Origin of the sequence: uncultured Stenotrophomonas sp. (assembly GCF_913778665.1) — a bacterium.
In the GTDB taxonomy this organism is placed as follows: Bacteria; Pseudomonadota; Gammaproteobacteria; order Xanthomonadales; family Xanthomonadaceae; genus Stenotrophomonas.
In genome coordinates, this window is record NZ_CAJYVQ010000002.1 from 389619 (window position 1) to 402085 (window position 12467).

Here is a 12467-nt window from a genome sequence, read left to right on the forward strand (position 1 = left end):
AGGACTTGAGTGGTCGCAGCACCTGCGACCCGGCTCGGCTATCCTGCCACGCCTGTTCCCGTTGCTGGAAATCATCCGATGGCAAAAGCCCGCACCGCCTACGTCTGCAATGAATGCGGCGCCGAATTCAGCAAGTGGCAGGGCCAGTGCACCGAGTGCAACGCCTGGAACTCGCTGTCGGAAATCGTGCTGGAGAGCGCGGCGGCGGCCAAGGCGCCGGCGTCGCGCCGGGCCGGCTGGGCCGGCAAGATCGATCCGCCGAAGATCACCGCGCTGAAGGACGTGGAGCAGACCGAGCACCGCCGGGTCAGTACCGGTATCGGTGAGTTTGATCGCGTGCTCGGCGGTGGCCTGGTCGAAGGTGCGGTAGTGCTGGTCGGTGGCGATCCGGGCATCGGCAAGTCGACCCTGCTGCTGCAGGCGGTGGCGAAGATGGCCGCCGAGCTGCCGGTGCTGTATGTCACCGGTGAGGAATCGCTGGCCCAGGTGGCCGGCCGCGCGCACCGGCTGGAACTGCCGCTGGATGGCGTCAACGCCCTGGCCGAGACCGGGGTCGAGTCGATCCTGCAGCACGCTTCCAAGGCTGGCCCGCGGCTGATCGTGGCTGACTCGGTGCAGACCCTGTGGACCGAGAGCCTGACCGCCGCGCCGGGTTCGGTCAGCCAAGTGCGCGAGAGCGCTGCGCGGCTGGTGCGCTTCGCCAAGGAGACCGGCACCGCGGTGTTCCTGGTCGGTCACGTCACCAAGGAGGGCGGCATCGCCGGCCCGCGCGTGCTCGAGCACATGGTCGATGCGGTGTTGTACTTCGAGGGTGAGAGCGGCAGCCGTTTCCGCCTGTTGCGTGCGTTCAAGAACCGCTTCGGCGCGGTCAACGAACTGGGCGTGTTCGCGATGGGCGACAAGGGCCTGAAAGAGGTCTCCAACCCTTCGGCGATCTTCCTGTCCGGCGGCAGCACCCACCAGCCAGGCAGTTGCGTGATGGTCACCCGCGAAGGCACCCGGCCGCTGCTGGTCGAGGTGCAGGCGCTGGTGGATGCCTCGCCGCTGTCGAATCCGCGCCGTGTCGCGGTTGGCCTGGAACAGAACCGGCTGGCCATGCTGCTGGCGGTGCTGCATCGTCACGGCGGCGTGCTGGTCGGCGACCAGGACGTGTTCGTCAATGTGGTGGGTGGCATCCGTGTGCAGGAGACGGCCGCCGATCTGCCGGTACTGCTGGCCGTACTGTCCTCGTTGCAGGACCGCCCGCTGGCGGAGAAGACGATTGCTTTCGGCGAAGTCGGCCTGTCCGGCGAGATCCGCCCGGTGCCCAATGGCGAAGACCGCCTGCGCGAGGCGGCCACCCACGGCTTCAAGCGCGCCATTGTACCCAAGGCCAATGCCCCCAAGGGTGGCTCGGTGAAGGGCATGGAAGTGATCGCAGTGGAGCGCCTGTCCGAGGCCATCGACGCGGCGTGATGCCGGTACCGTAGAGCCGAGCCCATGCTCGGCTCTGCACGTTCCAATGCAGTAACGGTCAGCTTCACTGTGCTAGTTTTTCCCGCTCGACGAAGGCGCCCTCTGGCGTCTTTCCGTGCCCAGGAGTAAACGATTACATGCAGGACACCGCGCTCACCGCCCCCGCCGCCGAAATCCGTCGTGCCGGGGTCGATCTCAACGGACTGATGACGGTGCTGGGCAAGCACCTGTATTCCACCCCCATGGTGGCGCTGCGTGAACTGGTGCAGAACGCGCATGATTCAATCATCCGCCGTCGCATCGAACAGTCCGGGGGCGAGGTGCCTTCGCGCATTTCGGTGCACGTCGATGCCGCTGCCGGCGTGCTACGCATCACCGATACCGGCGCCGGCCTGACCCGCCAGGAAATCCATGACTACCTGGCCACCGTCGGCGTCGGCTATACCCGCGGCCTGCGCCAGGGCGGCGAGGATGACGAAGGCCTGATCGGCATGTTCGGCCTCGGGTTCCTGTCGGCCTTCGTGCTGGCGCGCAAGGTCAGCGTGCGTACCACCTCCTACCAGGCGCCGCAGCTGGGCCACCTGTACGTGTCCAGCAACGCCGAGCAGTACACGGTCAGCGAGGTCCCGGCGCGTGCGGTCGGCACCGAGGTGGAACTGGAGCTGCATCCGGACTTCCTGCCGTTGGCCAACGAGGCGCGCCTGCACGAGGTGCTGGGCCGCTACTGCGCGCTGCTGTCCGAGCCGATCTTCATCGGTGGCGCGGCCGAGGCGCTCAACCCGGAACCGCCGCCGTGGCGCGGCCAGGGTGATGTGGCCCTGCATCCGGTGCAGGCGCGGCGCCAGGCCCTGCAGTTCGCCGCGCGCTTCGAACGTGATTTCGAACCGATCGTCACCGTGCCGTTGCGCGCCGATGGCAGCAGTGATGCCACTGGCATGCTGTGGGTGCAGGACGGAGCGACCTATGGCACCAGCGACAACCGCAACCTGTCGGTATTCGTGCGCGGGATGCTGCTCGACGATGACGCACGCGACCTGTTGCCGCCGTGGGCCGGTTTCATCGGCGGGGTGATCGAATCCTCCCGGCTGACACCCACGGCCAGCCGCGAGGACCTGCAGCGCGATGATCACTACCGCGCCGTGCAGCATGCCTTGCTGGAAGCGCTGATCGACGGCCTGGCCGACGTCGCGCGGCAGCAGCCGGAAGCCTGGCGACGGGTTCTGACCCGCCACAATGAGGCGCTGCTGGGCGCGGCGCTGTGCGATGACCGCCTGTTCGACCTGCTGATGGAGCATGTGCGCGTGCCGACCTCGCAGGGCGACCTGCCGGCCAGCGCGCTGCCGGCCCGCGGCGCGGTGCACGTAATCCTCGACAATGGCGGCGGCTTCGAGGAGATGCTGTTCCGCGCCATGGGCGTGCCGGTTGCGCATGGCCATCGCTACGCGGTGGTGCCGTTCCTGCGGCGCTGGGCGCAGGCCAAGGGGCTGCGCCTGGTCGAGCTGGGCACCGAGCAGGGCAACCGCGCGCTGTTCCGCAGCGACGACAGCCTCGACGAAACCCAGCTGGCCTGGCTGCGCGGGCAGCTGGGCGACGGCGAACAGTTGTTGCCGGCACGCTTCAGCCCCGAGGCGTTGCCGGTGGTGGTCGTGCCCGATCGCGAGGCCGAACTGAAGCAGCGCCTGGAAGACGATGAGAACGACAAGCGGGTGTCGATGGCGGCGCTGCGCCTGGCTCGGCAGTTCACCGCGCGCATCGAATCCCGCGCGCCGTCGCGGCTCTACCTCAACCTCGACAACCCGGCGGTGCAGGCCCTGCTGCGCGCCCAGCGCGAGGGCCATCCGCAGGCCGAGGCCGCGGCGCGCCTGCTGCGTTCGCTGAAGATCATCGTTGCTGCGCAGGGCCGTCCGCTGGCACGCGCGGTGGCCACGCCCGGCCCGGATCTCAACGGCGCCTTCTCCGATATCGCCGGTGCCTTGCAGCAGATGCTGCGCTGAGCACCGCGCCCTCTCATCCAGCCTTCGCTAGACAGGAGTACTTACCCCATGGACATCTGGAACTGGGTCGAAAAACTGCAGGGAGACCTGCGCCAGGCCGGCCAGGCGCAGAACGCGGACCTGCTCAATCGCCTCGCCGACGAGGTCAGTGAACTGCGCGTCGACCGTGTCGATGCACTGCTGCCCGAGGCGCGCGCGCTGGGCAAGGCGCTGGACAACCCCTGGGTCGACGTTTACGTCGGCCACTGGGCGCTGCGCAACCGTGTCGGCAATCGTGTGGAAGGCGAGAGTGCGCTCGGCGAGGCGGTCGCCCTGTTTGAACGTGCGCATCGCGACGACACCCTGGAGTGCCCGCAGTCGATCTGCGTGACCCAGGACCTGGCCGCCTGCTACGGCAACATCGATGGCCCGGGCTGGGTGCCGGAGCGCATCGATGTCTGCGACGAGACACTGGGCCGCATCGACCCGAGCTGGGCCTGCTTCCAGTGCCTGAGCTGCGAAAAGGCCGATGCCCTGCTTGATGATGGCCGCGGCCAGGACGCGCTGGAGTATCTGCAGGCGCAGTCCGATGCGATCGAGGCGTGCGGCAAGGAGGTGTTCGACAGCTTCCCGGAAATGCAGATCAAGATCCTGCTGGGCATGGGACGTGCCGAAGAAGCCTTGGTGCTGATCGAGAAGCGTGAGGCCGAGGTGGCCGCGTCCGGTGAGTACGAACCGGCCAACTGCACGGTACCGCGTCGCCTGTCCAAGGCCTGGGCGCTGGCCCAGCTGGGCCGCGACGAAGAAGCGCTGCAGCAGCTGGTGCCATGGAGCGAGCTGACCCCGACCTATTGGCGGTTGTGGGCGAACACCGCCGCTGCGCTGTGCCAGCGTGACCCGTCGCGCAACACGTGGGATCTGGGCACCCGCTTCAACACCATCATCGAGCACTTCGCCCGGGTCGGTTCGCACCGCCTGCTGATCGAGGTGGCGGCACTGAGCCTGGAGCTTGCCCTGCAGCGTGGCGCGCGCTGGGTGGCGCAGCGCCAGCTGGAACTGGCCCGTACCCATCTGGCGCAGCTGCGCCAGGACCGCGGTGCAGCTGCGCTGGTGGCCGGGCTGGCCGCACGCATCGAGGCATTGCCGGAGGTCGCGCCGCTGCCGGTGCCGGCGGCCGAACTACTGGCCTGGCTGGACGCGCAGGGCGAGCAGAGCCAGTCGCGTGATCCGGAGCGCGAGGCGCAGTGGCTGTTGCACGCACATGCGGAGCAGCCCGACGACGAAGCGCTGGCCGAGATGGCCGCCTCGGCCTTGAGTGCCTGCGGTGCGCAGGCCGAGGCGCGCGCGTTGCTGTGGCGATTCGTGCGCACGCATGCGCAGAGCGATGGCCCGGCCGCCTACACGCTGATGCGCTGGCTGACCGAGCACGGCGATGACGACGGCCTGCAGCAGCTGGCCGACACCTATCGCGACAGCGTGCCGGTGTTCGCATATTGGTGCGAGGTGCAGCGCGCTCGCCGCGTGTCCGACTGGCCGGCGCTGGAGCGGTCCGCGCAGGCGTTGCTGCAACTCTCGCCGGGCTCGCACGGCGCGCGTGGCACGCTGGCGCGCATGTACATGGACAGCGGTCGCTTCAGCGAGGCGCAGGCCTGCTACGCGCAGCTGGTGGAGATGCTGGAAGAGCCGAGCGCCGCGCACTGGGACCACATGAGCGCGGCCAGCGCGGCGCGCGATTGGGACGCGGTGCGTCGCTCGGCAGCAGCGATCGGCATGGAGCTGTCCAGCCAGGACGGTGTGGTCGAGGAGCCGTGGGGCTGGGTGATCATCCGCAGCGAAGAGAATGGCGAACCGATGGAGTACTACGCTCGCCGCAGTGGGCCGGTGACCGCGCGCATCGTCGAGAACGCACCGGCCAACCGCGCGCAGCAGGTGGGCGACTGGGTGGTGTTCGATGCCGCGCTGGTGCATCCGGCTCCGGAGGAGGAGGAAGCGCGCGAGCATTTCATCCCGACCTATGCGCGGGTGCATGTGCTGGAGCGCGGCGGCTTCGCCCGCAGCTGGATGATCGATGGCGCGCACCCTGGCGAAGCGGCCTGGGACGCCTTCGTCGAGGCGGCCGAAGCACAGGGTTGGAAGGTGTGGTCGCACAGCCGCCCGGACTACACCGTCACCGATCCGGATGCGGAGGAGGGTACCCTGCCGGGCCTGCTGTTCACGGTCGCCCAGCCACAGGATCATGCGCCGCTGGCGCTGCACCGCTTCCTGCAGCAGGAAACCGCGACGTGGCCGCACCCGCACTGCTGGCTGCGGCTGGCCGAGGCCTGCGACCAGGATCGGCAGCCGCATTTGGACGTGATCGAGCGGTACGGGCTGTAGGCTTCACTGCGTTGCGCACTCGCCGGGCCTTGCCCGGCGTCCCGACCTCAAGGAGAGAACCATGCGAAAGACAGGGATGTTCGTGGTCGCCGGGCTGCTGCTGGCTCCTGCCGTGCAGGCGTCACCGGCTTGCCAGGAACCCACGGCTGTAGCCCGCGCCTTCTACGAGGCGACGACCGGCAACGGTGATCTGCTGGAGCCGCCGGCCACACTGGTCAGCCCTGACTTCGGCAAGGCGCTGCGCGATGAGCGCGCCTGCCAGCAGCGCGAAGAGGGCATCTGCACGATCGATTCCGATCCGTGGCTGGATGCGCAGGACGGCGACATCGAAACCCCGGTGCGTTACAGCTGGAAAGAGACTTCGGCCACCGCCGGCCAGGTCGAGATGCGCTATTCGGTATGGAAGAAGGCCTACGTGACCCGCCTGCCGATGGTGCGCCAGCGGCAGGGCTGCTGGCAGGTCGATGACATCCTCACCAACAGCGGCCGTTCGGTGCGGAAGATCCTGGCCCAGCCTTGACCTGGCGCCGGTAGGTGCCGACAGTGGGTCGGCACACTGCCTATCGCGAATGCCCGAAGACCAGTTCAATCACGAACTGGCTGCCGAAGAACGCCAGCAACAGCAACACCATCGCGGTCAGCGTCCAGTGCACTGCCTTCACCCCGCGCCAGCCATAGCGCCGGCGGCCGAACAGCAGCACGCCGAACACCAGCCACGACAGCACGCTCAGCACGGTCTTGTGCACCAGTTTCTGCGCCAGCAGGTCATCGACGAACAGCACGCCGGTGACCAGGGTCAGGGTCAGCAGTGCGAAACCCACAGTGATCACGCGGAACAGCAGTGATTCCAGGTCGGCCAGCGGCGGCAGCGCGCGCAGCCACGGGCCGAACTCGCGGCGGCGCAGCGCGCGCTCCTGCAACCACAGCATGATCGCCAGCAGTGCGGCGATGCTCAGCGTGGCGTAGGCCAGCAGCGCAAGCCACGCATGGGTGGCCAAGCGCCAGCCCAGCACCTTGCTCGGTTCATGCCCGTAGCCGTGGTACGCCAGCAGCAGCGCCGCGGCCAGCGGAAACACCACCACGCCCAGGGCCGACATTCGCCCGCGCGCGCCGACCAGCGAGGTCAGCCAGGCCATGCCCAGGCCGACCAGCGACAGGGCGGCGAAGAAGTGCATGTCCGGCCCGCCGTTGGTACGCATCGCCACCATCACGTGGTAGCCGCCGTGCAGCAGCATCGCCGGCAGCGCCGGCCACAGCCAGGTCGGCGCGCCAGAGGTTCCATCGCGGCCGAGCGCGCGCACCAGCAGGGCGCTGGCGGCGAGGTAGAGCAGGACGGCGATGAGAACGATTGTCATCGTTGCAGTTTCGCATACCCCCGCGATGGTGGCGATGGCCGCAGCGTCGCAGCCGGGGGGAGGGTCGAACCGTTATACTGTGTGCCTTATTGTCCCCCGCTTTCAGACAGGTTGCGCCGCATGTTCGAGTCCCTGACCCAGCGCCTTTCCGGCACCATCGAGCGCCTGCGTGGCCGTGGCCGCCTGACCGAGGAGAACATCCGCGAGGCGACCCGTGAGGTCCGCATCGCGCTGCTCGAAGCGGACGTCGCGCTGCCGGTGGTGCAGGCCCTGATCGAGCGCATCAAGGTGCGTGCGGTCGGCCAGGAGGTGCTGAAGTCGCTGACCCCGGGCCAGGCCCTGATCAAGGTCGTGCGCGACGAGCTGACCGCGGTGATGGGTGCCGAAGCCAGCGACCTGAACCTCAATGTTCCCGCCCCGGCCATCATCCTGATGGCGGGCCTGCAGGGCGCCGGCAAGACCACCACGGTGGGCAAACTGGCCAAGCACCTGAAGGAAAAGCGCAAGAAGAAGGTGATGGTGGTGTCGGCCGACGTCTACCGTCCGGCCGCGATCGAGCAGCTGAAGACCCTGGCTGAACAGGTCGGCGTGCTGTTCTTCCCGTCCAGCGCCGACCAGAAGCCGGAAGCCATCGTCCGCGCCGCCATCGACGATGCGCGCAAGTCGTTCGTGGACGTGCTGCTGGTCGATACCGCCGGCCGCCTGGCCATTGACGAAGCGATGATGGCCGAGATCAAGGCCCTGCACGCGGCAGTGAACCCGGCCGAAACCCTGTTCGTGGTCGACGCCATGACCGGCCAGGACGCGGCCAATACTGCCAAGGCCTTCGGCGACGCGTTGCCGCTGACCGGCGTGGTGCTGACCAAGACCGACGGTGACGCCCGTGGCGGTGCCGCGCTGAGCGTGCGCTACATCACCGGCAAGCCGATCAAGTTCGTCGGTGTCAGCGAAAAGCCGGAAGGCCTGGACGTGTTCCACCCGGACCGTATCGCCAGCCGCATCCTCGACATGGGCGACGTGCTGTCGCTGGTCGAGCAGGTCGAGCAGCAGGTCGACAAGGACAAGGCGGCGAAGCTGGCCGAGAAGGTCGCCAAGGGCAAGAAGTTCGACCTGAACGACATGCGTGACCAGCTGGAACAGATGCAGAACATGGGCGGCATTGGCGGCCTGATGGACAAGCTGCCGGGCCTGGGCAACATCCCCGACCATCTGAAGCAGCAGGTCAGCCAGGGCAAGGAAGTGCCGCGCATGATCGCCATCATCAGCTCGATGACCAAGAAGGAGCGGCGCAACCCTAACCTGCTGAATGGCTCGCGCCGCGCGCGCATCGCCAAGGGTTCGGGCGTGACCCCGGCCGACGTCAACAAGCTGATGAAGCAGTACATGCAGATGGAAAAAATGATGAGCAAGATGGCCGGCGGCGGCATGAAGGGCATGCTGCGCAGCATGAAGGGCATGATGGGGGCCATGGGCGGCCGCGGCATGCCGTTCCGTTGATGCAGCGACGGGGGCGGCGCGCAGTGCGATCCGGCCCTGGTCACAATGACTGGCGTATGCTGGGTGGTGACTTCTGCCGCAGGTATGTTGCGTGAACGCATCGGCGATCCTTGAACGCGCCGACACCTTCTGTCGGCGCTTTTCATTGCAGCTTCCGATCCTGCTGGCCCCGATGGCCGGCGCCTGCCCGGTGCCGCTGTCGGCTGCCCTGGCCAATGCCGGCAGCATGGGGGCGATGGGCGCAGTGCTGTCTTCATCGGCCGATATCGGCCACTGGATGGATGACTTCCGCGCTGCCTCGACGGGCCCCGCACAGGTGAACCTGTGGGTGCCGGATCCGGCGCCGACCCGTGATGTCGCCGCTGAAGCCGCCAGCCGCGCCTTCCTTGCACAGTGGGGCCCGGACGTGCCGGCCAGCGCTGCCGACGCCATGCCCGCCGATTTCGAAGACCAGTTCGCCGCGCTGCTGGCCGCGCGCCCGGCGGTGGCCTCGACCATCATGGGCGTGCTGCTGCCGCGCCACGTGCAGCAGTTGAAGGATGCCGGTATTGCCTGGATTGCCTGTGCGACCACATTGTCCGAAGCGCGCGCGGCACAGGACGCCGGTGCAGACGCGGTGGTGGCGCAGGGCGCAGAGGCCGGTGGCCATCGCGGTGCATTCGATCCGGCGATGGCCGAGCGTCAGCTGGTCGGCCTGTTTGCGTTGTTGCCGCGCCTGGCCGATCACCTGCAGATTCCGGTGATCGCTGCCGGCGGTATCGCCGACGGCCGTGGCATTGCTGCCGCACTCACCTTGGGGGCCAGCGCCGTGCAGATCGGCACTGCTTTCCTGCGCACGCCCGAAGCAGCGATCGCTTCGGCGTGGGCTGATGGGCTGGCCGCCAGCGAACCGGAAGATACCTGGCCGACTCGTGCCTTCAGTGGTCGCCTGGGCCGTGGCCTGGCGACCCCCTATGTGCGCGCTGCCGCTGCAGAAGGCGCACCGGCGCCACGCCCGTATCCGGTGCAGCGCGGCCTGACCGCGCCGATGCGCAGGCAGGCCGCGCAGGAAAACCGCCTGGCGGCGATGCAGGCCTGGGCCGGGCAGTCGGCGTGGATGGCCCCGGCACAGCCGGCCGCTGACGTGTTGCGCGGCATGTGGGAACAGGCGCAGGCACTGCTGCAATGACGCTGACCTGCAACGGCCAACCAGCGCAGGTGGAGGATCTGCTGCCTGCACTGGTCAACTATGGCCACTTCACCTCGCTGCAGGTGCGCGGCCACGCCGTGCAGGGACTGGACCTGCATCTGGCGCGGCTGTCGTGGGCCACGCGCGAACTGTTCGGCAGCGAACTGGACGCGGCGCAGGTTCAGGGCTGGATGGCGCAGGCGCTGCAGCAGTCAGGCCTGGCCGATGCCTCGCTGCGGGTGACGGTGTACTCGCGCCGCTTCGATTTCCGCACTCCGTTGGCGACGGTGCCGGTGGACGTTCTTGTGGCAGTGTCCGCACCGGTGGCGCTGGTCGCACCGAAGCGGGTGCGTAGCGTGGTGTGGCAGCGTGAGCTGCCGCAGATCAAGCACGTCGGCACTTTCGGCCTGTTTGCCGAGCGTCGCGCAGCGATGGGCGGGGGCTTCGACGATGCCCTGCTGGTCGGCAGCGACGACTGCATCAGCGAGGGCACGACCTGGAACCTGGCCGTGCACGACGGTCATCAGCTGCTCTGGCCGCGCGCGCCCGCGCTGCGCGGCACTGCCGAGAGCCTGCTGAAGCAGCATTGGCCCGGCCCGCAGGTCACCCGGCCGCTGCCGCGCGCGGCATTGGCCACGGTGAAGGCTGCCTTCGCCTGCAATGCCAGCGGCCTGTGGGCGCTGGAGGCCATCGACGGGCATGCCCTGCCGGATTCCCTGGCCCTGGCTGAACAGGGCAGGGCGGTGCTGGCGGGTGTGCCGTGGCAGGCATTGGGGTCAGATCCCTGTTGCCCTGCAAAAGGGATCTGACCCCGGGGTAGGTGCCTGGGGTTGGCTCGGCCAGGCTCTGCCGCTATAATCGCCCGCTTACCTCGCCATCCTGGCGACTGGGCAATAGGAAAAACACCATGGTCAAGATTCGACTGACCCGCGGCGGCGCCAAGAAGCGTCCGTTCTACCACATCATCGTCACCGACGTGCGCAGCGCGCGCGACGGCCGCAACATCGAGCGCGTCGGCTTCTACAACCCGGTTGCACAGGGTGGCGAGAAGCGCATCGAGCTGGACCTGGCCCGCGTTGACCATTGGGTCAAGAACGGCGCCCAGCCGACCGACAAGGTTCGCAACCTGATCAAGGAAGCGAGCAAGTCCCAGGCCGCTGCGGCCTGATCCTGACGGGCCGCACCCTGGTGCGGCCCATCTGATTGAACGCAGATGAAAGATAACGAGCGCCGCATCCTGCTGGGCAGGATTGTCGGCGCTTTTGGTGTGCGCGGCGAAATAAAGCTCGAGTCCTGGACCGAGCCGCGTTCCGCCATTTTCCGTTACCAGCCTTGGATCCTGCGCAGCCCCAGCGGGCAGGAGTCCAAGCTTGAAGGCGCTCGTGGCCGGGATACCGGCAAGCATCTGGTGGCCCGTTTCCCGGGTATCGAAGATCGCGACACGGTCGAAGCGATGCATGGCACCGAGGTGTACGTGGCCCGCAGTGCGCTGCCGCCGCCGAAGCCGGACGAGTACTACTGGGTGGACCTGGAAGGCCTGGATGTGAAGACCACCGAGGGCGTTGCCCTGGGCCAGGTCTCGCACCTGTTCAGCACCGGCGCCAACGATGTCGTGGTTGTGCGCGGTGATCGCGAGCGGATGATCCCGTTCGTGCAGCCGGACTTCGTCACGTCGGTCGATTTCGAGGCCAACCTGATCGTGGTCGACTGGGATCCCGAGTTCTGAGTGTGAGCATGCGTTTCGACGTCATCACCCTGTTCCCCGAGTTCCTCGCCCAGTCTGCTGGATTGGGCGTGGTCGGGCGCGCGCAGGAGAAGGGTCTGTTCAGCCTGCATGGCTGGAACCCCCGTGATTACGCCGAAGGCAACTATCGCCGGGTGGACGACCGTCCGTTCGGCGGTGGCCCGGGCATGGTGATGCTGATCGAGCCGCTGCAGGCCTGCCTGCAGGCGATCCGCAACGCCGACCCGACCCCGGCGCGGGTGATCTACCTGAGCCCGCAGGGGGCGCCGTTGACCCAGGCCAAGGTGCGGGAACTGGCGGCGCTGCCGCGCATGGTCCTGCTCTGCGGCCGTTACGAAGGCATCGACGAGCGTTTCCTGGAGGCCAACGTCGACGAGGAGATTTCCCTCGGTGACTACGTGTTGTCCGGTGGCGAGCTCGGCGCGGCGGTGATCATCGACGCCGTGGCCCGCCTGCAGGACGGTGCCCTGAACGACGCCGAATCGGCGGCGCAGGACAGCTTCGAGGGTGAACTCGGCCTTCTCGACTGCCCGCACTACAGCCAGCCGGCCCAGCACCCGCTGGGTGACGTGCCGGACGTGCTGCGCTCGGGTAACCATGCGGCCATCGCGGCCTGGCGCCGCCAGCAGTCGCTGGTCCGTACCGCCGAACGGCGCCCGGACCTGCTGGATGAACAGGCGCTGGGCAAAGCTGACCGCAAGCTGCTGGACCAGGGCCGCCAGGCCCGGAAACAGAAGGCCAGCCCCTAGCGCAGGGCTGGCTTTATCGGCTATCATGGCCAATTACCGCCAGCCCCGGCCGGCGCGCGCAGTACCCACAACAAACGTGCAGCACAGTCCGGTGACTGCATGAGCCTACGTTGTCGAGACGACACGCCCACCCGAACAAGAATCGGTGTA

General features: G+C 67.9%; 11 protein-coding genes. 10 read left to right on the forward strand and 1 reads right to left on the reverse strand.

Translation table 11 applies throughout. The annotated features are described in order from the left end of the window. Window positions 1-78: 78 nt before the first annotated feature. The 4 genes from radA (at window position 79) to QZ853_RS02685 (ending at window position 6324) form a co-directional block, all read left to right on the forward strand. Window positions 79-1455, forward strand: a complete 1377-nt coding sequence (radA, locus tag QZ853_RS02670; RefSeq protein WP_014646395.1) for a DNA repair protein RadA — start codon at window positions 79-81, stop codon at window positions 1453-1455. A 137-nt stretch (window positions 1456-1592) separates the two neighbouring features. Then, a complete protein-coding gene (locus tag QZ853_RS02675) occupies window positions 1593-3449 on the forward strand; it encodes an ATP-binding protein (protein ID WP_295570518.1) in 1857 nt (618 codons plus the stop codon). Between the two features lie 48 nt (window positions 3450-3497). Next, the gene (locus tag QZ853_RS02680) at window positions 3498-5804 is read left to right on the forward strand and encodes a tetratricopeptide repeat protein (protein WP_295570520.1); all 2307 of its coding nucleotides are present in this window, start codon (window positions 3498-3500) and stop codon (window positions 5802-5804) included. Window positions 5805-5865: 61 nt separating this feature from the next. Further along, window positions 5866-6324 carry a hypothetical protein gene (locus QZ853_RS02685; RefSeq protein ID WP_295570522.1) on the forward strand — a complete coding sequence of 153 codons (459 nt, stop codon included), beginning with the start codon at window positions 5866-5868 and terminating at the stop codon, window positions 6322-6324. 40 nt (window positions 6325-6364) lie between these two features. Here QZ853_RS02685 and ccsA read toward each other — a convergent pair whose 3' ends face one another. After that, window positions 6365-7159, reverse strand: a complete 795-nt coding sequence (gene ccsA / locus QZ853_RS02690; RefSeq protein WP_295570524.1) for a cytochrome c biogenesis protein CcsA — start codon at window positions 7157-7159, stop codon at window positions 6365-6367. 120 nt (window positions 7160-7279) lie between these two features. On the opposite strand from ccsA, the gene ffh reads away from it, so the two are divergent. From ffh to trmD, 6 genes are all read left to right on the forward strand, one after another. Next, window positions 7280-8656 carry a signal recognition particle protein gene (gene ffh / locus QZ853_RS02695; protein ID WP_005408591.1) on the forward strand — a complete coding sequence of 459 codons (1377 nt, stop codon included), beginning with the start codon at window positions 7280-7282 and terminating at the stop codon, window positions 8654-8656. Window positions 8657-8747: 91 nt separating this feature from the next. Next, a complete protein-coding gene (locus QZ853_RS02700) occupies window positions 8748-9824 on the forward strand; it encodes a nitronate monooxygenase (RefSeq protein ID WP_295570526.1) in 1077 nt (358 codons plus the stop codon). Further along, complete coding sequence (locus QZ853_RS02705; RefSeq protein ID WP_295570528.1) at window positions 9821-10633, forward strand: aminotransferase class IV family protein; 813 nt, start codon at window positions 9821-9823, stop codon at window positions 10631-10633. Before QZ853_RS02700 ends, QZ853_RS02705 begins: the two co-directional genes overlap by 4 nt. A gap of 98 nt (window positions 10634-10731) precedes the next feature. After that, on the forward strand, window positions 10732-10992 hold the full coding sequence (gene rpsP, locus QZ853_RS02710) for a 30S ribosomal protein S16 (protein WP_042612633.1): 261 nt from the start codon (window positions 10732-10734) through the stop codon (window positions 10990-10992). A gap of 45 nt (window positions 10993-11037) precedes the next feature. Then, window positions 11038-11550, forward strand: a complete 513-nt coding sequence (gene rimM, locus QZ853_RS02715) for a ribosome maturation factor RimM (protein WP_295570529.1) — start codon at window positions 11038-11040, stop codon at window positions 11548-11550. Window positions 11551-11558: 8 nt separating this feature from the next. Beyond that, window positions 11559-12317, forward strand: coding sequence for a tRNA (guanosine(37)-N1)-methyltransferase TrmD (gene trmD / locus QZ853_RS02720; RefSeq protein WP_295570530.1), 759 nt, complete (start codon window positions 11559-11561; stop codon window positions 12315-12317). Window positions 12318-12467 lie beyond the last annotated feature (150 nt).

Coding starts and splice junctions, on each gene's coding strand:
- QZ853_RS02680 (WP_295570520.1), top strand. CDS start 3,498: ATGGACATCTGGAACTGGGTCGAAAAACTGCAGGGAGACCTGCGCCAG.
- QZ853_RS02685 (WP_295570522.1), top strand. CDS start 5,866: ATGCGAAAGACAGGGATGTTCGTGGTCGCCGGGCTGCTGCTGGCTCCT.
- trmD (WP_295570530.1), top strand. CDS start 11,559: ATGCGTTTCGACGTCATCACCCTGTTCCCCGAGTTCCTCGCCCAGTCT.
- rimM (WP_295570529.1), top strand. CDS start 11,038: ATGAAAGATAACGAGCGCCGCATCCTGCTGGGCAGGATTGTCGGCGCT.
- rpsP (WP_042612633.1), top strand. CDS start 10,732: ATGGTCAAGATTCGACTGACCCGCGGCGGCGCCAAGAAGCGTCCGTTC.
- QZ853_RS02705 (WP_295570528.1), top strand. CDS start 9,821: ATGACGCTGACCTGCAACGGCCAACCAGCGCAGGTGGAGGATCTGCTG.
- QZ853_RS02675 (WP_295570518.1), top strand. CDS start 1,593: ATGCAGGACACCGCGCTCACCGCCCCCGCCGCCGAAATCCGTCGTGCC.
- radA (WP_014646395.1), top strand. CDS start 79: ATGGCAAAAGCCCGCACCGCCTACGTCTGCAATGAATGCGGCGCCGAA.
- ccsA (WP_295570524.1), bottom strand. CDS start 7,159: ATGACAATCGTTCTCATCGCCGTCCTGCTCTACCTCGCCGCCAGCGCC.
- ffh (WP_005408591.1), top strand. CDS start 7,280: ATGTTCGAGTCCCTGACCCAGCGCCTTTCCGGCACCATCGAGCGCCTG.